Genomic DNA, 23,800 nt, shown 5'->3' with positions numbered 1-23,800 from the left:
CAGCTCGCGCTTGTGCGGGCTCCGCGGCAGGGGCTGGGGGCGAACCTGACCTGGCTGCCCGCGGGTGGGGAGGCCCGTGCCGGGCACAGCGGGTGGGCGCACAGGCGCCCAAGCGTAGGTCTCAGGCGCCTCTTGAGGGGTGGCACACCCAGCTACGACTACGGCAACGGCTTGGCAGAGTGCGCTGCAAGTTCGGAAATTCATTCCACGTCTTTCCATCGAAGAGGGGCGGTGCGTGTCAAGGCTGGGCCGGTTTCCCTCGGGGGTCTGCCAGGCATGCTCCGACAGCTTGAGCCGGGGGCGCACGTCGGACAGCTCGAGCTCGGGCCGGGGTGCGCGCCAGGGACGGCAAGACCGAGGGGAAGGCCGTCTTTCAGAGCGGGCCTTTTTGCCCCCTACACGGCTTCGATTCCCTCCGACTCCTCAGTCAGAAGCCCAGCACCCCTACCGGGTTGCTGGGCTCTTTCTGTTGAAGCTCGGAGTCATCATCGAGGCGGTCGGAAGGAGGCGCCCATGGAGCAGTCGCGAGAGCCCCCTCCCTTGCCGTGCTACGGCCGCCAGGCGTACGGCGGCGCGAGCGTGACGTCCGTCATGTTCGAGGCGGCCCGGGTGCTCGCGTCGACGAACCCGAAGTAGGTCCCGCTCGACTTGTTCAGCCCGACGCCCCGGTACTCGAGGTCGCCGATGAGCTGCGCCGTGCCCGACACCGACTGCTGGCCCTCGTAGAAGCCCAGCGGGTAGAACGTCGCGGCGACCCTGGCCGAGCCGCTCACGCTGAAGCCGTTCGTCAGCACGGAGAGGCCGGTGACGGTGCCGCCGGAGACGTTGCCCGACAGGACCACGGCATGGTCGTCGATGCGCGCCGAGCCGCTCACCGTTCCGCCGAGCACCTGGGCGTAGGGACCGACGTACACGCTCGACGGAACGCCGCTGATGACGCAGCCGCCGCCGTTCGGATGACGCTGCGTTCCCGTGGGGCAGGCGTCCTGCGTGCCGGTCCTGAATCCCTCCGGCCAGGCATTCGTGAGCTGCACCATCCACGGATAGCGGTGGAGGGTGTTGTACGCCTGGTCCCAGACAATCTGCTTCTGCACCGACGGGGTGCCCACGACGACCAGGAACAGTGACTCGCCGGGGGTGATGCAGAAGTCGAGCGCGCCATCCGCGCCACGCTGCAGCGGGCTATAGCGCGGCGTAGTGATGGCGCTGTCGGTGGCCACCAGGCCCCAGCGCCAGTCCGAGTCCGCGCCGGCCTGCGTGACGCCGCGGAAGGTCACCGTCACGCTGGTGGCGCCCGCTTCCGGGTAGAGCCGCACGATGTTGTAGCCCCAGCGCTGCGGCGCCCAGCCAGCCGGCGTCACGAACCGCCGGTTCGTCGCGTAGGCCGCGTCCAGTGGCTCGAGCTGCGTCAGCCGGAGGCGCCGCTCGGGGCGCGTCTTGCTCGTGATGGAGCCGTACCTCGCGCGATAGGTCGGCCCCTGGTTGCCGCCACTGGTGGGGGGCGGGTCCTTGTAGTCCCACGTCACGTTGTGCATGGCCCACTCGCCGAAGAAGTCGTTCAGCTGGCTGATGTTCCAGCCCCGCGTCTTCATGATTTGCGAGAACGGGTCGTTGCTCGGGCTGCTCGTCCAGATTTCATTGACGGCGCTGTAGCAGTGCTTGTCCTTCAGGAACTCCATGAACTGCCAGTTGCAGTAGCGGTCCCTCGTCGAGCCCAGGTACACGTGCGGGGCATTCACCGCCATCTCCGAGCAGTGCACGTCGCCGCGGTACTCGGGGAGCTGGTGCGGCATGAAGTTGGCGTGACTCTCGTAGATCCACCCGCAGGTGTTGGACTGGTTGCACGTCATGCCGCCGCTCACGCTCTGCACGGCGTGCATGAACTCGTGCGCCAGCCCCCAGCGGTCATTGAGCGCGCCGGGGCCAATCCACATCCCCATCCGCGTCGGGCTCCAGGCGCCACCGGACAGCCCCCAGTTGGAGTGGACGTGGACGCTGACCTTGGTCTTGCTGGTCAGGTTGCAGAGCGGCTCCTTGAAGAAGATGGGCGACCCGAAGTAGGTCTTCCAGATGGTGTTCTCGAGCGTGTCGAGCGCGGCCTGGGCGGTGGTGCTGGAGATGACCTCGTCCGAGTAGATGGCGAAGTGCGCGGACTCCCTGACGAGCCTGAAGTTCTGGTGGTCTGGATCCGGCCCGCCCGCCGTCCACGTGCCCGGAGTGCAGGCCGGCGGCGAGGTCGGGCAGCTCGTGGCCCAGGCCGTCGTCGTGGTCCCGGGCTCGCATGCGAGCGCGGCCACCGCGGAAGTACATGCGTCGCCGACACATTCCCCGGCGCGACCCTCCGCCTCCGTCGGCACTTCCTCGGGGTGACACGCGGCTCCAAGGACGCCCGTCACCAGCAGCAAGGCCGGCAGGCTCACTGTATTTCTGTATGTCATGGCTTCGCATTCCCTCGCATGGAGTGGAATCCAAGTACCGCGAGCCAATACGGAATTCAATTGGGGAGCAGACAATACATGTGTGTCTATATTTCGAATGGTGCTGGAATCGCCCCCTTGTGCAGTGTTCGTGGTCTACTGGAGTCGGTTGCCCCAGACGCTGACAAGAAGGGAAGCGAACATGCTCAAGAGAGCGGCAGTGCTCGTGGTGAGCTGTGGCGCGTGGCTGGCCGGCTGCGGTACGGCCCCGGAGCTCGAGAACGACGAGCTCATCTCCAACCTGGTCGAGGCCGGGTTCCCGGCCGACGACATCATGGTCGTCGACGGTGTCGTCTACGTGGGGCGTGACGCGCACGTGACGCTCCAGGCGTCCCGGGAGCTGCTCCAGCGCGGCGAGGGAAGCACGGAGCAATACCGCACGACCAATCTCGTCGGTACCGCCGTGACGAAGATCTGCGTCAATCCCACCTCGGGGTTCAACGGCTACGCCCGGCTCAGCCAGGGGCTCGACCTGGCCATCGCCAACTACAATGCCCTGGGGCTCAGGATTACCTTCGCGCGCGGACCGACCACCGGCTGCACCGCGAACATCACCGCGCAGACCATGTCCGGCACCGGTGGCTCCTCGGGCTACCCCTCGGGCGGACGGCCCTACGGAACCATCAACATCGGCACCGGACTGAACACCTCCAGCGTCGACCTGAACGAGCACGTCATCACCCACGAGCTGGGCCACGCCATCGGCTTCCGCCACTCGGACTTCTACAATCAGGGCATCAGCTGCAGCCCGCCCGGCTCCGAGGGAAGTGCTGGCGTGGGGGCCATCCTCATCCCCGGGACACCGGCCACTGCCACGGTGGGCGGCTCGCTCATGAACTCCTGCTTCAGGTCGACCGACACGGGCGAGTTCACCAGCTCCGACATCACGGCGCTGAACTACCTCTACTGAGGCGGAGTGATTCGAGGAGACAAGAGTACGACCGGCTCCACGCCGCGGCGCACCCGCAGTGCACGCCCTGACGCGGCTTCCCCCCTTCCGCCCGTTGCCGGAAGGGGGCTGCCCAGGCATCAGGCCTGCTTCGCCAGCTCGGCGTCGATGGCCTGGAGCAGGCGCGGGTCGTCCGCCGTCACGTCCGGGGCGAAGCGGCCCGCGACGCGGCCATCCCGGCCGATGAGGAACTTCTCGAAGTTCCACTGCACCTCCGGAACCGGATTGGGCGTGAGGCCGTAGCCCTGGAGCTTCGCGCGCATCGGCCCGTCGCCAGTGGCCGCCGGGAAGGCGTGGGTCAGCTCGCGGTAGAGCGGATGCTTGTTGTCGCCGACCACCGGGATTTTGGAAAACAACGGGAACTTCACGTCATACGTCAGGCGGCAGAACTCCATGATTTCCGCCTCGCTGCCCGGCTCCTGGCCGAGGAAGTCATTCGACGGGAAGCCCAGCACCTCCAGGCCCTGGGCCTGCTTGCGCTCGTAGAGCTTCTCCAGCCCTTCGTACTGGGGCGTCAGTCCGCACTTGGAGGCCACGTTCACCACCAGCAGGACCTTGCCCTTGAAGCGGCCGAGGGTCTGCGAGGCGCCGTCGATGGAAGTAAGGGGGATGTCGTAGAGGTTCAAGTTCATGCTCCAGTGCGCGGGGGTCTCCCTCCAGTACAACAGCGCCTCTCTTCAGGCGAGCCTTCCCGGGCCGCTCCCCTCCTGCCCCCTGAGCACCGAATGAAAATCTGGGTCGATGCCGATGCCTGTCCCGGACCCGTCCGCGACATCCTGCTGCGCGCCGTGCAGCGCCTGAAGGTGCCTGCCGTCTTCGTGGCCAACAAGGGCCTCTCGCTGCCCCGCTCGGAGCTCGTCTCCACGGTGCAGGTGGGGGCCGGGCTGGACGTGGCGGACCGCCACATCGCCGAGCAGGCGCAGAAGGGAGACCTCGCGGTGACGCAGGACATCCCCCTCGCCGCGCAGCTGGTGCCCCGGGGCGTGGTGGTGCTGGACCCGCGCGGCGAGCTCTTCACGCCGGAGAACATCGACGAGCGCCTCTCCGTGCGGAACTTCATGCAGGAGCTGCGCGAGAGCGGCGTGACGACGGGAGGCCCCGCGGGCTTCTCCCCCAAGGACAGCCAGCGCTTCGCCAACGCGCTGGACCGCGAGCTGACGCGGCTGCTCGCGGCGCGCAGGTAGGCTCCTGCTTCGCCATCAGCCACGGTCTACGCCGGATGCCGAGCCCCCCTACCAGGGGCGCGGCGTATGGGAGCCCGGGGCGGAACGGCCCCAGTGTGGACCCCGGAACGCCCGGGCCCAGGGAGCGCGTGCCCGCCCCTGGCCGCCCTGCCCGGCTTGCGCTAGCGAGGAGCCCCATGCCCACGCTCACGCTCGTCCGTCACGGTCAGTCGCTCTGGAACCATGAGAACCGCTTCACCGGCTTCGTGGACGTCCCCCTCACGGAGAAGGGACGCGAGGAGGCCCGCCAGGCAGCCCGGGCGCTCCAGGGGATGACGTTCGACGTCGCCTACACCTCCGCGCTCACCCGCGCGCAGGAGACGCTGGCCATCATCCTGGAGACGCTGGGCCAGCGCGTCCCCACCATCCGCGACGCCGCGCTCAACGAGCGCCACTACGGAGACCTGCAGGGGCTCAACAAGGCGGACTCCGCGAAGCGCTTCGGCGAGCAGCAGGTGAAGCTGTGGCGCCGCTCGTACGACGTGCCCCCGCCCAACGGCGAGTCGCTGGAGATGACCGCGAAGCGCGTGCTGCCCTTCTACGAGCGCGCCATCGCCGGTGACCTGCGCCTGGGCAAGCACGTGCTGGTGGTGGCGCACGGCAACTCCAACCGCTCCCTGGTGATGAAGCTGGACGGGCTGACGGGGGAGCAGGTGGTCGGCCTGGAGCTGGCCACGGGCGTGCCCCTCGTCTACGAGATGTCGCCAGAGGGCGAGGTACTGACCAGGCGCACCCTCACTCCCTGAACCCTTGTAGGGAACTCCGCTCCCTCCTCGGAAGTCCAAGGAAGACACGGCCCGGGCCCGGGGGGCGCCGGGCAGGGAGGGCGAGCGTGCGGCGAGCAAGGGCATGGCTGGGGATGGGCGCCACGGTGCTGGCGGCGGGCCTGGGCCTGACGTGGAAGTGGAGCCAGCGGGAGGCGTCCGCGGCCGGCCTCACGCCCGCCCCACCCGGCCTGGAGGCCGAAGCGGAGCGCCTGAAGGCCCACGTGAGGATGCTGTCGGAGACCTTCCACCCGAGGGACTGGCGGCACCCGGAGAACCTGGAGCGCGCGGCGGACTACGTCGCCGACCACCTGTCGCGGGCGGGCGGGCACGTGGAGTCGCAGCGCTTCCAGGTGGACGGCCGCGACTACCGCAACGTCATCGCCCGCTTCGGGCCGGAGGGCGGAGAGCGGCTCGTCGTCGGCGCGCACTACGACGCGGCGACGGGCACGCCCGGCGCGGACGACAACGCCAGCGGCGTGGCGGGGCTGCTGGAGCTGGCGGCGAGGCTCGGCCGCGAGCCACCGCCGGCTCGCGTCGACCTGGTGGCCTATACGCTGGAGGAGCCGCCCCACTTCCACACCTCGCAGATGGGCAGCGCGGTGCATGCGCGCTCGCTGCGGGAGGCCGGGGTGCGGCTGCGCGGCATGCTGGCGCTGGAGATGCTCGGGCACTACACGGACGCGCCGGACAGCCAGGACTACCCGCTGCCCGTCCTGAAGCTGAAGTACCCGGACACGGGCAACTTCATCGGCGTGGTGGGAACCCCGGGTGACGGCGGACTCACGGACACGGTGGCGGAGGCCATGCGGGGCGCGAGCCCGCTGCCGGTGGAGTCGCTGAGCGCGCCGCGCTCGCTGACGGGGGTGGACTTCTCGGACCACGCCAGCTTCTGGGCGCAGGGCTACCGGGCGGTGATGGTGACGGACACGGCCTTCTTCCGGAACCCGCGCTACCACGAGGCCGGGGACACGTGGGACACGCTTGACTATGCGCGTATGGCTCGCGCCGTCCAGGGGGTGTATGCCGCTGTGAGGACGTTGGCGGGCAGCCCCTCCCCCGGGGAATGAATGCAGGGGGGCCTGGCGCGTCAGAGTCATCGAGCACACGAAAGGACGCTTCCCCCATGAAGGCCCTCACCCTCGCAGTCGCCCTCCTCACCGCCTCCTCCGCTCTCGCCCAGGACGAAGCCGAGAAGCAGGGCGCCGAGCTGCGCCGCAACCCGCCCCCGGGCCGCCCCATGCCGCAGCCGCAGCAGCCGCCCCGCTCGGGCAACCTGGCCGTGGTGGACCGCGACGAGCTGAACGCGCGCCTGGCCCGCCTGGAGAAGCTGCTGGAGGACGCGGAGAAGCGCCTCGAGGAGGAGTCGCGCTACTCGGACCGTGACAGGGACCGCCGTGGCCGTGACCAGGACCGGGACAGGGACAGGGACAGGGACTCGGCGCGCAACAAGGTGCGCAAGGCGCAGGAGACGCTGGACTCGGTGCAGCAGTTCGTGACGGAGGCGCCGCACCTGGGCACCGTCTACCCGGCGCCGGCTCCGCGGCCGCCGCCCCCGCCGCCGATGCCGGTGGTCCAGCCGATGCCGGAGGGGCCCTTCAAGCGGCTCAACGAGGCGGTGAAGCATGAGAGCTTCACCGACGACAAGATGCGCATCATCACCATGGCGGCGGGCAACAACCACTTCCTCATCTCGCAGGTGGGGCAGCTGCTGAGCCACTTCGCCTTCTCGCAGGACAAGCTGGCCGCGGTGCGCACGCTGAAGCCGCGCATCCTCGACCCGGAGAACGGCTACCAGCTCTACAGCGTCTTCTCCTTCTCCAGCGACAAGAAGCAGCTTCAGGAAATCCTCGCACAGCGCTGACGGGCCGGACACGCTGGCAGGCATGAAGCACCACGGGCGCCCCGGGACACTCCCCGGGGCGCCCGTTGTCTTTTCCCGCGCGCGCCTGCCGCTTCACGGTCCGGACAGCGCCTTCCACAGCGCCTCGGCCTCCGGCGCCTGGGCGTCGCCATGCACGGCGGCCACCACGCGGCCCCGGGCATCGAGCGCGAAGGCATACGGCGTGCGGCTGGTGGCCAGCCCCAGGGCCTTCGCCATGTCGCCGTTCTTGTCCAGCCACGTAGCGGCCCAGAAGTCGCGCGGCACCTTCTCGCGAACCTTGCCGCGCACGGTGCCGTTGCTGACGAAGAAGGGCAGCTTGAGCGACAGGATGGAGGCGCGGTGGACGGCCTTCGGCACGCGCGTGCCCGCGGTGTCGAACCACCGCTGCATCGCCTCGCCGCCGTCCTTGTCGGTGATGACCACCAGCAGCGTGGGCCGCCCCGTCAGCTCACGGCTCTGGCGTGGCTGGTCCAGCAAGTCCCGGGTGGAGAACTCCGGCAGCGCCTCCCCCGGCTGGGGCATGGCGCCAACCACGGACGCGGCGAGCAGCACCCCGGCCACGCCCAGGGCCCTTGCCCCGCTCCGCGCCCTTCCCAGCCAGCCGTGTCGCCGCGCCATGCGCCCGCTCCTTTCGGTCCACGGGTAGAGGTGCGCACGGCCGGGGCGTGACTCCAGGGCCGGGCAGCCCGGCGGCGCTCGCCCGCCTGCCCCCTCGTCAGAAGGAGCGCACGCTGCTCACCGCCAGGGCCCGGCTGGGACGGGTGGGCGCGAAGGCCCGCAGCATGACCTCGGCGGCATCGACGAGCGGTCCGTGCGAGGCCTCGATGCGCGCGAAGCGCGTGCGCATGCGCTCCAGCACGGGCGCGGGCAGCAGGCGCCGTGCCAGGGGGAAGACCTGCGTCTCCTCCACGTCGGTGTGGCCCCGGTGCAGCTGCAGGTAGGCCTCCGCGGCGGCGAGCATCGACCCGGGGTCCATGCCCTCGCGCAGCGTCGCCTCCGCCGCGCGCTGGAGCGCCTTCGCCTGCTCGCCCCCGGTGCCATGCTCTCCGGACACCTGGGCCAGCAGCCCCGGGTTCAGCGGGAGCTGGTGCGCCAGCATCGTCTGGAAGAGCACCATCTCCTTCGCGTGGTGGCTGCCGTCCACGTAGGTGAGCAGGAAGTTCGCCGTGCGCAGGAAGAGCGAGGCGGAGACGAACTCCCCCGCGCGGCCGCGCTCCACGGCCCGCTCCAGCACGTCCAGCACCCGCTGGATGTGGCGATGTTCCAGGCTCAATACGTCCAATGCGTCCATCGCGGTCCTCATACGGTCCTCGAGAAGCGGGGCCGCTCGGCCCGGGAAAGGTAGGCGTCGAACACCATCGCCACGTTGCGCACGAAGAGGCGGCCCACGGGCGTCAGCTCCACCTGGGTACCGGAGCGCGTCACCAGCCCGTCCTCCTCGAAGGCCCGCAGCCGCTCCAGCTCCGGCGCGAAGTAGCGCGCGCCGTCCTCGCCCAGGTCCACCCAGGCGTTGCACATCAGCTGGGTGATGACGGCCCGCCGCCGCCGGTCATCCCCGGTGAGGACGATGCCGCGCTCGGTGGCCAGCCGCCCCCCCGCCACGCGCGCGTAGTACGCGGGCAGCGCGCGCACGTTCTGGGCATACGCCCCGCCCACGTCGCTGATGCCGGTGCTGCCCAGGGCCACCACGTCCGACGCGGCCTTCACTGTATAGCCCTGGAAGTTGCGGCCCAGCCGGCGCTCCGAGAGGGCGCGGGCCAGCTCGTCCTCCGGCACGGCGAAGTGGTCCATGCCGATGGGCTGGTACCCCGCGGTGACGAAGGCCTCGTAGGCCGCCAGGAACAGCCCCAGCTTCGTGCGGGCGGCGGGGAGGGCGTCCGCGGGCATGCGCCGCTGGTGCTTCAGCTTCTCCGGCATGTACGCGAAGGAGTAGACGGCCAGCCGGTCCGGCCGCATCGCCAGCACCTTCTCCAGCGTGCGCGCCCAGCGCTCCGCGTCCTGGTGTGGCAGGCCGTAGATGAGGTCGAAATTCACGCCGGTGAAGCCCAGCGCGCGCGCATGCTCCAGCAGCGCCCGCGTCTGCTCCGGCGTCTGCAGGCGGTTGGTCACCTGCTGCACCTGCGGGTCGAAGTCCTGCAGCCCCATGGACACGCGGTTGAAGCCGAGCCTGCGCAGCAGCGACAGCTGCCCGGGTGTCGTCAGCGCGGGGTGGACCTCGATGGCCACCTCCGCGTCCGGCAGCGGGGTGAAGCGGCGGGTCAGCTCCGTCCACAGCCGCTCCAGCTGCGCCTCGGACAGGAACGTCGGCGTGCCGCCGCCCCAGTGCACCTGCGACAGGCTGCGCCGGGGGCCCAGCCGCTCCGCCACCAGGTCCAGCTCCATCACCAGGTGGTCGATGTAGCGCTCCGCGGCGGCCGCGTCCTTGCTGATGACGACGTTGCACCCGCAGTACCAGCACAGGCTGCGGCAGAACGGCAGGTGGACATACAGGGACAGGGGCTCCGAGCCGTCCCGGGTGCCGGCGAGCGTCAGCCGCTCGGCGAGCGCGTCGGGGCCGAAGTCCGGCCGCCACTCGGGCGCGGTGGGATAGCTGGTGTACCGGGGGCCGGACACGTCGTACCGGCTCAGGAGCGCGTCGGAGGGCATGAGCACGCCCTCTTCCATTCCAATCCCCGTGCCAGCGGCTGGCCCGGGGGCGGCGGCGGGGACGCGCAACTCCTGCGCCCCACCCCGCCCCCAGCGTCATCTCTGCGCGGGGCCCGGCCCCAGGAAGCGGGCCTCCATGCGCTTCACCTCCCCGGAGGCCGAGTCGGCCACCTCCACGGTGAAGGAGAACGGCGCCGTCAGGTGCTCGCGCGCCACGGTGATGAACAGCGGAACCCGGAAGCTCTCCAGGGAGGCGAGCGTCACCTGGGCCTGGGGCACCACCACCTGCGCGGGCACGGGGCTGTCCACGCGGAGGGTGAAGGTCGTCTCCTCCGGGTTCTTGTTCACCAGGTGCAGCTCGAACTGGTTGCGCACCGTGCCCGCCTCCACGAGGTACGGCATGCCCTGGAAGCGCAGCAGGTTGGCCTCGAAGGGCACGCGCCGCACGAGGCTCAAGGTGAGCCCCGCGAAGGCCGCCACGAACAGCGCGCCATACAGCACCAGCCGGGGCCGCAGGACGCGCCGGGGCTCACCGGCCAGCCCCTTGAGCGAGTCATACCGGATGAGCCCGCGCGGCCGGCCCAGCGTGTCCATGACGCCGTCGCACGCGTCCACGCACTGCGCGCACGCCAGGCAGTCCATCTGCAGGCCGTTGCGGATGTCGATGCCGGTGGGGCACACGGCGACGCACCGGAAGCAGTCCACGCAGTCGCCGCGCGGCGGGGGCACCTCGCCGGGCTTCGGCTTCACCACCCGGCCCCGGGGCTCGCCGCGCTTCGTGTCGTAGCCGATGATGACCGAGTCCCGGTCCTGCATGGCGGACTGGAGCCTGCCGTAGGGGCACACCACCACGCAGAGCTGCTCCCGGAACCACGCGTAGTTGAAGTACAGCGCGCCGGTGACGGCCATTGCCCAGCCGAAGGCCACCGGGGACACGGCCGGGCCCGCGGCCACCATGGACACCAGGCCTCCGGCGGACACGAAGAGGCTCAGCGCCGCGTGGGAGATGAGCAGCGACACGCCCGCGTACGCGCCATGCTTGAGCACCGCCCGGCCCACCCGGGCCGGCGTCCACGGCGTGCCGGCCACCTTCAGCCGGCGCTCGCGGGGCCCGTCGATGAAGCGCTCGATGGGCCGGTACACGCCCTCCAGGAACACCGTCTGCGGGCAGGCCCAACCGCACCAGACGCGGCCCAGCCACGCGGTGAAGAACAGCAGGCCGAAGCCCACGGTGGTGAGCAGGAACAGCACGCGCCAGAAGTCCTGCGCGTTGTACGTGCCTCCGAAGAGGTAGAAGCGACGCGCCACCACGTCCAGGTGGACAGCCGGGTGCCCACCCACGTCCACCAGCGGCAGCGCCACGTAGATGGCCATCAGCACGGCGAACACCCACCGCCGCCGGGTGATGAAGCGCCCCTTCACGTCCGCCGGGTGGATGGCCAGCCGCGAGCCATCCGCCCGGATGGAGCTGAGCTGGTCGATTCGCGGCCCATCCTGTCGCGGTGCCACCGCCATGTTCCACGCCCTCTCCGAGCTACGGCTGCTCGGGCTCGCCCTGCGGTTCCTTGCCTTTGACGTTCGTCCCCTTGAGCGTCAGCACGTACGCGGTGACGGCCTTGACGCGCTCGGCGCCCAGCGTGCGTCCCCACGCGGGCATGCCCTTGGACACCACGCCGTCGGCCACCACCTTGTGGATGGCCACGGGCTTGCCGCCGTGCATCCAGTAGGGGTCCGTCAGGTTGGGGCCGATGAGCCCCTGGCCCTGGGCGCCGTGGCAGGACGCGCAGTTGGACTGGAAGACGGCCTTGCCGCCGCCCAGCGCCGTCGGGTCCGCCGCCAGCGCGAGCAGCGACTCGTCGGACGCGGGCGTGTTGCCGCTGGTGCGCCTGGCCACCTCGGCGACCTCGGCGGCGTACTCGCCGGCCTGTCCGGGGGACACCTCCGCCACGTGGTACCAGAACCAGTAGCCCGCGGCGAAGATGATGGTCGTCCACAGGAGGAACAGCCACCAGCGCGGCAGGTGGTTGTCGTGCTCCTCGATGCCGTCATAGATGTAGTGCAGCGGGGCCTTCTCACTCATGACCGCCCTCCCCCCGCTCGGCCAGGGGCAGGCGCGCGAGCGCGTCGAAGTCCTGGCTGCGCCGCACGCCGAACACCCACGCGCAGACGCCGAGGAACACCACGATGAACAGGAACAGCGCGAAGAGGGGCAGCTCGGTGAGCGACATCCCCTGATAGAATTGCTTGTACATCAGCGGCTCCCTCCATGGCTGTCATTGGCGGACACGGTGGCCGGCCCGCCCGGCTCCGCGGGCACGTCCTGCGGGCCGCGCCCCAGGCGCTGCAGGTAGGCGATGAGGGCCACCAGCTCCGAGTCCCACGCCACGGTGACACCCTGCGTGGCCAGGTCCGCGGTGATGCCCTCCGCCTGGGTCTTCTGGCGGGCCTCTGCGCCGTCCACGTCCGCGTTGCTGTACGGCACGCCCAGCTTCTGCATCAGCGCCAGCTTCTTGGGCGCCTCCTTCGTCTTGAGGCGCCGCTCCGCCAGCCACGGGTACGCGGGCATGTTGGAGCCGGGGCTGGTGGCCCGCGGGTCCATCATGTGCGTGTAGTGCCAGAGGTTGGGGTACTTGCCGCCCAGCCGGTGCAGGTCCGGGCCGGTGCGCTTGCTGCCCCACTGGAACGGGTGGTCATAGAGGAACTCCTCCGCGCGGGACACGTCGCCATAGCGCTGCGTCTCCGCCAAGAAGGGGCGAATCATCTGCGAGTGGCAGGTGTAGCAGCCCTCGCGCACGTAGAGGTCTCTGCCCTGCAGCTCCAGCGGCGAGTACGGCAGCTGCGCCTGGCCATGCGCGGGCACGGCCTGCTTGATGAGGATGGTGGGCAGCAGCTCGGCGACCCCACCGATGAGGATGGCCACCAGCGTCAGCACGGTGAAGGCCAGGGGCCGCCCCTCGATGAGGCCGAACCAGGACGGCTTGCCGGCCTCGCGCTCGCGCCGGGTGACAATCCAGGCGAACTCGCCCAGGGCGATGATGCCGCCCATCAGCACCAGCGCGCGCACCGGCTTCGCCCAGCCGAGGAAGAGTGTCGCGGTGATGATGGCCAGGGCGAACACCAGGGGCCGGCCGGTGACGACCTGCACCCAGCCGGGCACCGGAGCGCCCGCCCCGGGCGCGGGGGCGGCGTCCTCCACCACCACGGTGACCTCGCCGTTGACGGGCTGGCCGGCGCGGGCCGTCTTCCACAGGTTCCACGCCATCATGATGAAGCCCACCAGGTACATGGAGCCGCCCGCGAAGCGGACGAAGTACATGGGCCGGATGGCGAGCAGCGTCTCCACGAAGTTCGGGTAGAGCAGCGTGCCGTCCGGGTTGAGGGCGCGCCACATGAGGCCCTGGGTGACGCCCGAAATCCACATGGAGACGGCGTAGAGGAGGATGCCCACCGTCCCCAGCCAGAAGTGCGCGTCGGCGGCCTTCGTCGAGTACAGCTTCGTGCCGTACAGCCTGGGCACCAGCCAGTAGAACATGCCGGCGGCCATGAAGCCGTTCCACCCCAGCGCGCCGCTGTGCACGTGGCCGACAATCCAGTCGGTGTAGTGCCCCAGCGCGCTCACCACCTTGATGGACAGCAGCGGCCCTTCGAACGTCGCCATGCCGTAGAAGGTGACGCCCGCGATGAGGAACTTGAGGACGGGGTCCTCGCGCAGCTTGTGCCAGGCGCCCTTGAGGGTGAGCAGGCCGTTGAGCATGCCGCCCCAGGAGGGGGCCCACAGCATGACGCTGAAAATCATGCCCAGCGACTGCGCCCAGTCGGGCAGCGCGGTGTAGAGCAGGTGGTGCGGGCCGGCCCAGATGTAGATGAAGACCAGGGCCCAGAAGTGGATGATGGACAGCCGGTAGGAATAGACGGGCCGCTCGGCTGCCTTGGGCAGGAAGTAATACATGATGCCCAGGATGGGCGTGGTGAGGAAGAAGGCGACGGCGTTGTGGCCGTACCACCACTGCACCAGGGCATCCTGCACGCCCGCGTAGACGGAGTAGCTCTTCAGCCCGTCGAGCGGCAGCGCCAGGCTGTTGACGATGTGCAGCACCGCCACGGTGACGATGGTGGCGATGTAGAACCAGATGGCGACGTAGAGGTTCTTCTCGTTGCGCTTCTTCAGCGTCCAGAAGAAGTTGATGGCGAAGACCACCCAGATGACGGTGATGGCCACGTCGATGGGCCACTCCAGCTCCGCGTACTCCTTGGACGTGGTGATGCCCAGGGGGAGCGTGATGGCGGCGGCGACGATGATGAGCTGCCAGCCCCAGAAGTGGATTTTGGAGAGCACGTCGGACGCCATGCGGGTCTTCAGCAGGCGCTGCGTGGAGTAGTAGATGCCGGCGAACATCATGTTGCCGACGAAGGCGAAGATGACCGCGTTGGTGTGCAGCGGGCGCAGGCGGGAGTACGTGGTGTAGGGCAGGTTCAGGTTGGCCTGCCACCACGCGAGCTGGCTGGCCACCAGCGCGCCCACGGCCATACCCACGATGCCGAACAGGACCGACGCCAGGATGAAGCGGCGGACGGTGGTGTCGTCGTAGATGATTCGTTGCTGTTGCACGGAATCACTCCTTGGAGGGCGGAGGCTCGGAGGGCGCCGGGCGGGCGCTGTCGTCCTCGAGCGGGAAGAGGGAGAGGCGGTCGGCGTGCTCGTGGTCCCTGTGGCGCACGCTGTAGGCGAACAGCAGGACGGAGCTGGCGACGAGCATCAGGCTGACGAAGACCTGGAGGACGAGGACATTCATGCGGGCACCTCGCGCAGCGGCGTGGTGGCCACGGCCGGGCGCTCGCGCGCGGCGGACAGGCTCCACAGGGTGAAGAGGACGGTGGCCAGGCTGGTGGCGGGCATGGCCACGGCGGCGCGCAGCGGCGTCATCCACCCGGCGAGGCACACGGTGACGGCCACGACGTTGTAGGCCACGGCCAGCACGAGCAGCCGGCGCACGATGACCTGCAGCCGCGGCGCCAGGCGCAGGGCCTCGCGGATGGGGAAGAGTCCCTCCCCCAGGAGGAAGAAGTCGCTCTTGCCGGGCAGCACCGGCCGGTCGATGGCGGGCGTGCCGGCGCACAGGGCGCGCTCGAAGGCGAGGCTGTCATTGACGCCATCGCCCAGGTAGAGCGTGTCCGCCGCGTCCAGCGCCGTCACGGTGGACGCCTTGTCCTCGGGGCGCTGGCCGCCCAGCGCGTGGGCGGTGGGAATGCCCAGCGAGTCGGCCAGGGCGTGGACGCGCGCCGGGGCATCCCCGGAGATGAGCCACACGCCGAGCCCCTCCGCCTGGAGCGCCTGGACCTCCCGGCGGGCGTCGGGCCGCACCGACTCGCGCAGCGCGAACGAGGCCACGAGCCCGCCGTCGCGAGACAACACCGGCCCCACCTTGTCGGCCGCGCTCCCATCCGCCAGGGCCCAGTCCGAGCGCCCCAGCCGCCAGCGGACCCCCTCGCGCATCAGCTCGACGCCCTGCCCCGGCAGCTCCGTCACGCGGGCCTCCGGAGAGAAACGCGCCCCCACGCGAGCGAGCGCGGAGGTGAGGCACCGGCTCGCGGGGTGGTTGCTGCGCGAGGCCAGGTCGAACGCCACGTCCCGCGCCTCCGGCGCCAGCAGCTCCAAGGAGGCGCGGTCCACCAGCTCCAGCCGGCCGAGCGTCAGCGTCCCGGTCTTGTCGAACAGGACCTTCCGCACGCGAGGCAGCCGGTCCAGCAGGTCGGTGCTGCGCACGAAGAACCCGGCGCCGCGCAGGCGCGCCTGCACCAGCTCGTACGCCAGCGGCGTGGCGATGCCGATGGCGCACGGGCAGGTGACGACCAGCAGCGCCACGGCGACCTCCAGCGCCTTGTCGGGACCGGCCGGCCACCAGAGCGCGAGGCCCAGCGCGGACACGAAGAGCACGGTGGCCACCCACCGGCGGGACACCTGCTCCCAGAAGCGCGAGTGCGAAGCCGTCCCGCCCGAGCTGGGAGGCGCCCGGCGCAGCAGGGCCACCAGGGGCGAGTCGGTGAAGGCCTGGGCCGCCCGGACCCGCACGGCCTCACGGCCCGCATTGAAGGCGCCGGCGGGAAGCTCACCGCCCCGGGCCACGGCGCGCTCACCGGGCTCGCCGGTAATCCAGTCGGTGGAGATGCGCGCGTCCGCGTCGAGCAGCACCGCGTCCACGGGGACGAGGTCGCCCGGAGCGATGACGAGCACCTCCCCCTCCCCCACCTCCGGCGCGCGAACGGTGACGAGGCGCTCCCCCTCCTCGCGGCGGACGAAGAGCCCCTCCGCGCCATCGTCCTCGAGGAGGAAGCGGCGGTTGCGCTCCAGCACGCGCTGCTGGAGCCAGCGGCCCACGAGCATCAGGGTGACGAAGGTGTTGAGGGTATCGAAGTAGGCCAGGTCGCCACGGCCGCCGCGGGCCTGCACGAGCGACGTGCCGAACACGAGGAGGATGCCCAGGGCGATGGGCAGGTCCAGGTGGGGCACGCCGCGCCGCAGGCCCTGGAGGGCGGAGCGGAAGAAGGGCCAGCCGCCCACGAGGACGACGGCGGTGGACAGGGCCACGCTGAGCCCGGTGAAGAGGCGAAAGACGTCGCCATCGGCGGGGGTGAGCCCCACATAGAAGCTGACGGAGAACAGCATCACGTTCATCGTCAGCGCGGCGCAGATGCCCAGGCGGATGGGCAGGTCCAGGCTGGCGGCCTCGGGGTGCTTGCGGCTGGGGCCGAAGAGGTAGCCGAAGTCCTCCACGGCGCCGAGGAAGCGGCGCACGTCGAAGGCGCCGCGCCGCCACTGCACGCGCACCTTGCCCAGGGCCGGGTCCACGGTGAGGCCGGCGCCGCCCGGCTGGCGGCGGAACAGCTCGTTCATCAGCCAGACGCAGGCGGCGCAGTGGATGCCCTGCACGTCCAGCTCCAGCGCGCACACGGGCCCGGCGGCGGCCTCGGCGCGAGTCACCAGGGGCTCCAGCCACGCGAAGCCCCGGTCCTTGCGAGGCTCGGGGGCGGGGGCGTCCCTGCCCTGGGTGAGCTGGTAGTAGCGGGTGAGCCCCTGCTCCCGCAGCAGGCCGTGCACGGCTTCGCACCCCGCGCAGCAGAAGCCGGGTGACGCGGCGCCCACGGGGATGGGGCTGCCGCAGTGGAGGCACGCGTCGGAGACGGACGGCCTGTGCGAGGTGGCGGGCATGCGAGGTGTCGCCTTGCGAACGGCATGCCTGTTGCGAAGCAGCGAGGGCATGACGCCCGAAACGAGTGTGCTTGCCGCCCTGCTGCCCTCCTCCGCCGTGGTGGCGGGCGCACTGGGTGCGCTGACGGTGGGGCTGACGGGAAGCGTGCACTGCCTCCTCATGTGCGGGCCGCTGGCGTGCGCGGGGCTGCCAGCGGTTCCCGGCCCGGAGCGGCGCCGGGCGGTGCTCGCCTATCAGGGAGCGCGGGTGGCGTCCTACGCGCTGCTGGGAGGGGCCCTGGGCGCGCTGGGAGGGGGCGTGGCGAGCGTCCTGGCGGTGTCGACGCGTCCCTACCTGCCGTGGCTGATGGCGCTGGCGCTGGTGGCCTCGGCGCTGGAGGTGGGCAAGCGCCTGCGGCCGCTGCCGGGCCTTTCCAAGGTGGCGGGGGTGGTGGCGCGCTGGGGCGCAAAGTTTTCGTGGACGGGCCGGGCGGGCGCAATGGGTGCGGTGACGCCGCTCCTGCCGTGTGGGTTGCTCTACGGCGTCTTCGGTGCCGCGCTGGCGAGCGGCTCGTTCGGCGGTGGGGCGCTGGTGCTGGGAGCCTTCGCGCTGGGAGGGCTGCCCGCGCTGCTGGGCGCACAGCTGCAGGCGGGGCTCTGGAAGCACCGGCCCCGGGTGGCCACCTTCGTGCTCCAGCGCGCGGTGCCGCTGGTGGCGGCGGCGGTGCTCATCTACCGCGCGGTGGGCGCGGGAGGCAACGCGCCGAGCTGCCACTGAGGCCTCGGGCCCAGCCGCCATACCTCTTAGAATGCCCCCGTGCGAGCTCCGGAGGGCACCTCGTGGCACTTCGTCTGACCATGGCGGTCCTGCTGCTGGCGCTGTTCACGGCGTGTGGCGCCTCGCGAAGGGTGCGCCTCGAAACAGGCCAGGGTGCTCCGATAGAGCACAACCCGTCAGGCGCGAACACGCCCATCACCGTGGATGCGGACGCCTTCGAAGAGGCCCTGACGCGCCTGGTGCTGGAGGCGCCCCTGACGCTCCGTGCAGCCCAGCAGGGCTGGCTGGTGCGGGCCTCCCATCCCGGCGGCGACGCGGACACCCGCTGGCAGCGCCTCATGACTCAGGGCTACGGCGGCGTGTGCCAGGCGGGGCAGCGGCGAAGAGACTGCCTGTCGCTGCTCGATGACGTGATGCGCCTGGGCGAGTGGGACAAGCTGGGGCTGGCCCTGGGCCTGTCGCTTGAGCCCATGAAGCAGAGCATCTCCAGGGCCGTGCAGGACACCCTCGCGCCCCAGCTCTTCTATGCGGTGATTTCGACGGGCCTGGTGACGTGGGCCGTGCTGGCGGCCAACCCCGAGCCGGTCTTCACGAAGTCCGCGGCCATCGTCTCGGCGCTGCTGCTGGTCTACCTGGGCGTAGACACCTTCCTGGAAGTAGTGGAAGCCAGCAGGGAGTTGAAGCGGGCCACCGATGTCGCCACCACGCCCGTGGAGCTTCAGCAGGCCGGCGAGCGCTTCGCGCACCGGGTGGGCCCGCAGGTCGCACGCGTCCTCGTGCTCGCCGTCACGGTGGTGATGAGCCACGGCATGGCCGGCGGTGCCGCGTGGCTGGCCTCCCGGCTGGCGATGTTGCCCAGCTTCACGGAGGCCGCGGCGGTGGGAGCCTCCCAGGTAGGCATCCACCTGGCGAACGTGGGCCAGGTGCACGCGGTGGCCATCCTCGGACGCACCGTCGTCATCTCCCTGCCCACCACGGCCATCGCCATGGTGGCCGGGGGCGCGGGAGCAGGCCAGGTGACGCCCGCTCCGAGCGGCCAGTTACACCACGTCATTTCCAAGCGGATCGCGACGAGGCTCAAACTGCATGCGACACTCCGAGGCCACTACACCGAAAGGGATCCACGCTTTGTCACGCGAGCCGCCAACAAGGCTGCCCACAATGGCTACCAGAGGTGGCACCGCGATGTAGATGAGGAAGTCGTCGACTGGCTTGGCACTCATGGCAACGCAACGCCCAAGCAGTTCGAGGCCTTCCTGCGAGAGATCTACAACCGGCCCGCGATGCGCGCGAGGTTCCCCAATGGCTTCTGAGACTCCATTGAACCCCATGCCTTTCTATGTCTTGAGAAAGCTGCGCGAAGGCGAGCACGACACCGAGTTCAACGGAGCAATCACGAATGTCGGCCCTGCGCTGTGCTGTCCTCAGTGTGGAGACACCATCGGAGCTCTCAGCTGGGAGCCTCCTCACGAGGGGGACCTGGAGCTCTACGGTAGGGACTTTGGGGATTTCTTGAATGAGCCCTGTGGCTTGCTGGTCACCGAGCGCTTCGCCGAGGACTTCAAGGCAGAGGGGCTGACCGGCCTCAGTGGCTTCCGCCCTGTCGAGGTGAAACGGGTACGCCGCAAGCGCCGTGGCCCCAAGCATGGCCCCCCCCCCACGTATCTCCTCGTCACCGCGGCCTACGGCAACCCCGCGCTGGACATGGAGCGCAGCCGAATCCTGAGCAAGACGCCCGTGGCGTGTTCCTGGTGTCGCTACGTCGGACCAGACGCCATCGATGGCCTCGCGCTGGAGGAAGGCACCTGGAAGGGCGAAGACATCTTCCGGGCCAGGGGAATGTGGGGAGAGCTCATCGTCTCCGAGCGCTTCAAGCGCTTCGCCGAGCGACATGCCATGAGCCACATGGCCCTGGTCCCCATCGAAAAGTACGTCTGGGACCCGCTGGGCCTCCTCCATCCTGAGCAGCCGCCCCCCTCGAGCAGCAACCAATAGACTCTCCCCCATGGAAGCTCCGGAGCGCAGCGCATGACACTTCGTTTGACGGTGGCGGTCCTGCTGCTGGCGCTGGCAGCGGCGTGTGGCGCCTCGCGGACGGTGCGCCTGGAAACCGGCCAGGGTGCGCCGCTGGAATACATCCCACCCGCGAGCAGGCCGGTGCGTGTGGATGCGGACGCCTTCGAAGAGGCCCTGACGCGCCTGGTGCTGGAGGCGCCCCTGACGCTCCGTGCAGCCCAGCAGGGCTGGCTGGTGCGGGCCTCCCATCCCGGCGGCGACGCGGACACCCGCTGGCAGCGCCTCATGACTCAGGGCTACGGCGGCGTGTGCCAGGCGGGGCAGCGGCGAAGAGACTGCCTGTCGCTGCTCGATGACGTGATGCGCCTGGGCGAGTGGGACAAGCTGGGGCTGGCCCTGGGCCTGTCGCTCGACCCCATGAAGCAGAGCATCTCCAGGGCCGTGCAGGACACCCTCGCGCCCCAGCTCTTCTATGCGGTGATTTCGACGGGCCTGGTGACGTGGGCCGTGCTGGCGGCCAACCCCGAGCCGGTCTTCACGAAGTCCGCGGCCATCGTCTCGGCGCTGCTGCTGGTCTACCTGGGCGTAGACACCTTCCTGGAAGTAGTGGAAGCCAGCAGGGAGCTGAAGCGGGCCACCGATGTCGCCACCACGCCCGTGGAGCTTCAGCAGGCCGGCGAGCGCTTCGCGCACCGGGTGGGCCCGCAGGTCGCACGCGTCCTCGTGCTCGCCGTCACGGTGGTGATGAGTCACGGCATGGCCGGCGGTGCCGCGTGGCTGGCCTCCCGGCTGGCGATGTTGCCCAGCTTCACGGAGGCCGCGGCGGTGGGAGCCTCCCAGGTGGGCATCCACCTGGCGAACGTGGGCCAGGTGCACGCGGTGGCCATCCTCGGACGCACCGTCGTCATCTCCCTGCCCACCACGGCCATCGCCATGGTGGCCGGGGGCGCGGGAGCAGGCCAGGTGACGCCCGCTCCGAGCGGGCAGTTACATCACGTCATTTCCAAGCGGATCGCGAAAAGGCTTGAAGAACATGGCACGCTCCGAGGCCACTACACCGAGAGGGATCCCCGCTTCGTCACGCGAGCCGCCAACAAGGCTGCCCACAACGGCTACCAGAAGTGGCACCGCGATGTAGATGAGGAAGTCGTCGACTGGCTTGGCACTCATGGCAACGCGACGCCCAAGCAGTTCGAGGCCTTCCTGCGAGAGCTCTACAGCCGCCCTGCGATGCGCGCGAGATTCCCCAATGGCTTCTGACATTTCTCCGTCCCCCACGCGCTTCTTCGTCCTGCGCAAGCTGCGCGAAGGCCAGCACGACACCGAGTTCAGCAGGACCAGCTCGAACCTCGGCCCCGCTCTGCGCTGCCCCCACTGTGGGGACAACATCGGGCTGCTGACCTGGCGACTGCCCTACCAGGGCGAACTGGAACTCTACGGTAAGGACTTTGGAGACCTCGTGGAGGGGCCTTGCGGTGGCGTGCTGCTGACCGAGCATTGCGCCGAGAGCTTCAAGGCAGAGGGGCTGACGGGGCTCAGCGACTTTGAGCCCGTCGAGGTGACTCGCGTACGCCGCAAGCGCCGTGGCCCCAAGCCCGGGCCCCCGCCCACCTATCTCTTCTCCACCCCGGCCTACGGCAACCCCGCGCTGGACATGGAGCGCAGCCGCATCCTGAGCAAGACGCCCGTGAAGTGCACCTGGTGTCGCTACGTCGGACCAGACGCCATCGATGGCCTCGCGCTGGAGGAAGGCACCTGGAAGGGCGAGGACATCTTCCGGGCCAGGGGAATGTGGGGAGAGCTCATCGTCTCCGAACGCTTCAAGCGCTTCGCCGAGCGACATGCCATGAGCCACATGGCCCTGGTCCCCATCGAAAAGTATGTCTGGGACCCGCTGGGCCTCCTCCATCCCGAGCAGCCGCCCCACTCGAGCACCGACTAGCCTCCCGCCACTGCCAGTCCGCTTGTAGCCCCCAGGAGCATCGGCGAGGCTCCCGGGCGCTCCACGCCCTCCTCCCCCGAGGCCCCATGTCCGCACTGCGTCCCACGAGCGTCCTCGCCGCGCTGCTGCTGCTCTCCCCCGGCTGCACCTCCTCGCGGCCCACCGCCCAGGCGGAGTCGCCCGCCACGCAGGCCACCGCCGCCCCGGCGCTGGCCCCGGCCCAGGTGGCGCTGCGCGCCTTCGTGGACGCGCACTTCGAGGAGCACTTCCGGCGCTCGCCCATGGCCGCCACCTCCGCGGGCGTGCACACGTATGACGCGGAGCTGCGCGGCTTCCGTCCCGAAGAGCGCGCCTCGCACCTGGCCTACCTGAAGGAGCGGCTGGAGGCGCTGCCGAAGGCAGTGGACCGCGCCACGCTGCCGCCGTTGGACAAGGCGGACTACGACATCCTGGAGAACCACTTCCGCGCCCGCATCCTGGACTACGAGACGGTGCGCGCGTGGGAGCGCAACCCGAACGTCTACCTGGGCGTCGCCTCCAACGCGGTGTTCCAGCTCATCAACCGCGACTTCGCGCCGCTGGAGCAGCGCATGGCCTCGGCGGTGAAGCGCATGGCGACGGTGCCGGAGGTCTTCACCGTGGCCCAGGCGACGCTGAAGAACCCGCCGAAGCTGTGGACGGAGATTGCCCTCCAGCAGGCGCAGGGGACGCGAGCGCTCTACGCCCAGACGCTGCCGGCGGCCTTCGGGCCGGTGAAGGACGCGGCGCTGCAGGAGGCCTTCAAGCAGGATCAGGCGAAGTGCCTCGCGGCCATCGACGGGTACCTCCGCTTCCTCAAGGACGACCTGCTGCCCCGCTCGAAGGGGGACTTCGCCATCGGCGAGGAGACGTACCGGAAGAAGCTCCAGTACGAGGAGGCGGTGACGGAGGACATCGACTCGCTGCTGGCCTGGGGCAAATCCGAGCTGAAGCGCACGCAGGACCAGTTCCGCGAGGTGGCGGGGCGAATCACCCCGGGCAAGGCGCCCATGGACGTGTACCGGGAGCTGGGCAAGGAGCACCCCGCCCCGGCGGAGCTCGTCCCCACCACGCTGGCGACGCTGGAGGAGATCCGCCAGTTCCTCATCGAGCGGCGCATCATCACCGTGCCCAGCGAGGTCCGCGCGCGGGTGGCGGAGACGCCGTCGTTCAACCGGGCGCTGTCCTTCGCGAGCATGAGCACACCGGGCCCGTTCGAGCAGAAGGCAACGGAGGCGTACTACTACGTGACGCCGCCGGACCCGGCGTGGAACGCCGAGCAGACGACGCAGCACATGAGCTTCTACAACCGGTATGCGCTGCCCATCGTCTCCATCCACGAGGCGTACCCGGGCCACTACGTGCAGTTCCTGTGGACGAACCGGGTGGAGTCGAAGGTGCGCAAGCTGCTGGGCTCGGGCTCGTTCGCCGAGGGCTGGGGCCTGTACACGGAGCAGATGATGCTGGACGAGGGCTACGGCGGCGGCACGGGGCCCCAGGCGGACCGGCTGCGGCTGAACCAGCTGGCGCTCTACCTCCAGCGGCTGGCGCGCTACGTGGCGGGCCTGTCCCTGCACACGCGGGGCATGACGTACGAGCAGGCCGTGCGCCTCTTCGAGGAGGAGGCGTACATGACGCGCATCAACGCGGAGCGCGAGGCGCGCCGGGGCACGTCGGACCCGACGTACCTCGTCTACGCGCTGGGCAAGAAGATGCTGATGGAGCTGCGTGAGGACGCGAAGGCGCAGTGGGGCAAGGACTTCAGCCTCCAGCGCTTCCACGACCAGGTGGTCTCCTACGGCTACCCGCCCGTGCCCATCGTCCGCCGGCTGATGCTCGGCGAGGCCCCGGCGCCCCACCCGGTGCGCTGAAGCAGCCAGCCCCTTGACTGGAATCAGATTCTAGAATCTGGTTCT

General features: G+C 70.1%; 22 protein-coding genes. 11 read left to right on the top strand and 11 right to left on the bottom strand.

The window, feature by feature from the left end; translation table 11 throughout:
* Positions 1-548: 548 nt before the first annotated feature.
* Positions 549-2,438, bottom strand: coding sequence for a DUF6055 domain-containing protein (locus tag LXT23_RS23015; RefSeq protein ID WP_253982421.1), 1,890 nt, complete (start codon positions 2,436-2,438; stop codon positions 549-551).
* A 181-nt stretch (positions 2,439-2,619) separates the two neighbouring features.
* Between LXT23_RS23015 and LXT23_RS23010 the strand changes: the two genes are divergently transcribed.
* Positions 2,620-3,387: a zinc-dependent metalloprotease gene (locus LXT23_RS23010; protein ID WP_253982420.1), complete on the top strand. Its 768-nt coding sequence runs from the start codon at positions 2,620-2,622 to the stop codon at positions 3,385-3,387.
* Positions 3,388-3,506: 119 nt separating this feature from the next.
* On the opposite strand, the gene LXT23_RS23005 is transcribed toward LXT23_RS23010, so the two are convergent.
* Positions 3,507-4,058, bottom strand: coding sequence for a glutathione peroxidase (locus LXT23_RS23005; protein ID WP_253982419.1), 552 nt, complete (start codon positions 4,056-4,058; stop codon positions 3,507-3,509).
* A 93-nt stretch (positions 4,059-4,151) separates the two neighbouring features.
* On the opposite strand from LXT23_RS23005, the gene LXT23_RS23000 reads away from it, so the two are divergent.
* From LXT23_RS23000 to LXT23_RS22985, 4 genes are all read left to right on the top strand, one after another.
* The gene (locus tag LXT23_RS23000; protein WP_253982418.1) at positions 4,152-4,610 is read left to right on the top strand and encodes a YaiI/YqxD family protein; all 459 of its coding nucleotides are present in this window, start codon (positions 4,152-4,154) and stop codon (positions 4,608-4,610) included.
* 176 nt (positions 4,611-4,786) lie between these two features.
* Positions 4,787-5,395, top strand: a complete 609-nt coding sequence (locus LXT23_RS22995) for a 2,3-bisphosphoglycerate-dependent phosphoglycerate mutase (protein WP_253982417.1) — start codon at positions 4,787-4,789, stop codon at positions 5,393-5,395.
* A gap of 86 nt (positions 5,396-5,481) precedes the next feature.
* A complete protein-coding gene (locus tag LXT23_RS22990) occupies positions 5,482-6,483 on the top strand; it encodes a M28 family peptidase (RefSeq protein WP_323379072.1) in 1,002 nt (333 codons plus the stop codon).
* A gap of 56 nt (positions 6,484-6,539) precedes the next feature.
* Positions 6,540-7,277, top strand: coding sequence for a DUF4476 domain-containing protein (locus tag LXT23_RS22985; RefSeq protein WP_253982415.1), 738 nt, complete (start codon positions 6,540-6,542; stop codon positions 7,275-7,277).
* Positions 7,278-7,370: 93 nt separating this feature from the next.
* On the opposite strand, the gene LXT23_RS22980 is transcribed toward LXT23_RS22985, so the two are convergent.
* The 9 genes from LXT23_RS22980 to LXT23_RS22940 form a co-directional block, all read right to left on the bottom strand.
* Positions 7,371-7,916 carry a hypothetical protein gene (locus LXT23_RS22980; protein ID WP_253982414.1) on the bottom strand — a complete coding sequence of 182 codons (546 nt, stop codon included), beginning with the start codon at positions 7,914-7,916 and terminating at the stop codon, positions 7,371-7,373.
* A gap of 97 nt (positions 7,917-8,013) precedes the next feature.
* Positions 8,014-8,589 (bottom strand): hemerythrin domain-containing protein, encoded by a 576-nt coding sequence (locus LXT23_RS22975; protein WP_253982413.1) that lies wholly within the window; start codon positions 8,587-8,589, stop codon positions 8,014-8,016.
* Positions 8,590-8,597: 8 nt separating this feature from the next.
* The gene (gene hemN, locus LXT23_RS22970) at positions 8,598-9,944 is read right to left on the bottom strand and encodes an oxygen-independent coproporphyrinogen III oxidase (RefSeq protein ID WP_253982412.1); all 1,347 of its coding nucleotides are present in this window, start codon (positions 9,942-9,944) and stop codon (positions 8,598-8,600) included.
* A 96-nt stretch (positions 9,945-10,040) separates the two neighbouring features.
* On the bottom strand, positions 10,041-11,459 hold the full coding sequence (gene ccoG / locus LXT23_RS22965) for a cytochrome c oxidase accessory protein CcoG (protein ID WP_253982411.1): 1,419 nt from the start codon (positions 11,457-11,459) through the stop codon (positions 10,041-10,043).
* Between the two features lie 19 nt (positions 11,460-11,478).
* Positions 11,479-12,024 carry a c-type cytochrome gene (locus LXT23_RS22960; RefSeq protein WP_253982410.1) on the bottom strand — a complete coding sequence of 182 codons (546 nt, stop codon included), beginning with the start codon at positions 12,022-12,024 and terminating at the stop codon, positions 11,479-11,481.
* On the bottom strand, positions 12,017-12,196 hold the full coding sequence (locus LXT23_RS22955) for a cbb3-type cytochrome oxidase subunit 3 (RefSeq protein ID WP_253982409.1): 180 nt from the start codon (positions 12,194-12,196) through the stop codon (positions 12,017-12,019). Before LXT23_RS22955 ends, LXT23_RS22960 begins: the two co-directional genes overlap by 8 nt.
* Positions 12,196-14,553, bottom strand: a complete 2,358-nt coding sequence (gene ccoN / locus LXT23_RS22950; protein ID WP_253982408.1) for a cytochrome-c oxidase, cbb3-type subunit I — start codon at positions 14,551-14,553, stop codon at positions 12,196-12,198. The genes LXT23_RS22955 and ccoN overlap by 1 nt, the downstream gene beginning before the upstream one ends.
* A 4-nt stretch (positions 14,554-14,557) precedes the next feature.
* Positions 14,558-14,737 (bottom strand): cytochrome oxidase, encoded by a 180-nt coding sequence (locus tag LXT23_RS22945; RefSeq protein ID WP_253982407.1) that lies wholly within the window; start codon positions 14,735-14,737, stop codon positions 14,558-14,560.
* Positions 14,734-17,151 carry a heavy metal translocating P-type ATPase gene (locus LXT23_RS22940; protein WP_253982406.1) on the bottom strand — a complete coding sequence of 806 codons (2,418 nt, stop codon included), beginning with the start codon at positions 17,149-17,151 and terminating at the stop codon, positions 14,734-14,736. The genes LXT23_RS22945 and LXT23_RS22940 overlap by 4 nt, the downstream gene beginning before the upstream one ends.
* Before the next feature lie 49 nt (positions 17,152-17,200).
* Between LXT23_RS22940 and LXT23_RS22935 the strand changes: the two genes are divergently transcribed.
* The 6 genes from LXT23_RS22935 (at position 17,201) to LXT23_RS22910 (ending at position 23,755) form a co-directional block, all read left to right on the top strand.
* Positions 17,201-17,908, top strand: coding sequence for a sulfite exporter TauE/SafE family protein (locus tag LXT23_RS22935; protein WP_253982405.1), 708 nt, complete (start codon positions 17,201-17,203; stop codon positions 17,906-17,908).
* Positions 17,909-17,970: 62 nt separating this feature from the next.
* Entirely contained in the window at positions 17,971-19,221 is a 1,251-nt protein-coding gene (sitA5, locus tag LXT23_RS22930; RefSeq protein ID WP_253982404.1) for a SitA5 family polymorphic toxin, read from the top strand.
* Positions 19,222-19,438: 217 nt separating this feature from the next.
* Positions 19,439-19,903: a hypothetical protein gene (locus LXT23_RS22925; RefSeq protein WP_253982403.1), complete on the top strand. Its 465-nt coding sequence runs from the start codon at positions 19,439-19,441 to the stop codon at positions 19,901-19,903.
* 33 nt (positions 19,904-19,936) lie between these two features.
* Positions 19,937-21,184, top strand: coding sequence for a SitA5 family polymorphic toxin (sitA5, locus tag LXT23_RS22920; protein ID WP_253982402.1), 1,248 nt, complete (start codon positions 19,937-19,939; stop codon positions 21,182-21,184).
* Positions 21,174-21,866, top strand: coding sequence for a hypothetical protein (locus LXT23_RS22915; protein ID WP_253982401.1), 693 nt, complete (start codon positions 21,174-21,176; stop codon positions 21,864-21,866). Before sitA5 (LXT23_RS22920) ends, LXT23_RS22915 begins: the two co-directional genes overlap by 11 nt.
* An 86-nt stretch (positions 21,867-21,952) precedes the next feature.
* On the top strand, positions 21,953-23,755 hold the full coding sequence (locus tag LXT23_RS22910; protein WP_253982400.1) for a DUF885 domain-containing protein: 1,803 nt from the start codon (positions 21,953-21,955) through the stop codon (positions 23,753-23,755).
* The last annotated feature ends 45 nt before the right edge of the window (positions 23,756-23,800 follow it).

Source organism: Pyxidicoccus xibeiensis (assembly GCF_024198175.1).
Lineage (GTDB): Bacteria > Myxococcota > Myxococcia > Myxococcales > Myxococcaceae > Myxococcus > Myxococcus xibeiensis.
This window is presented reverse-complemented; position numbering and strand designations above follow the sequence as displayed.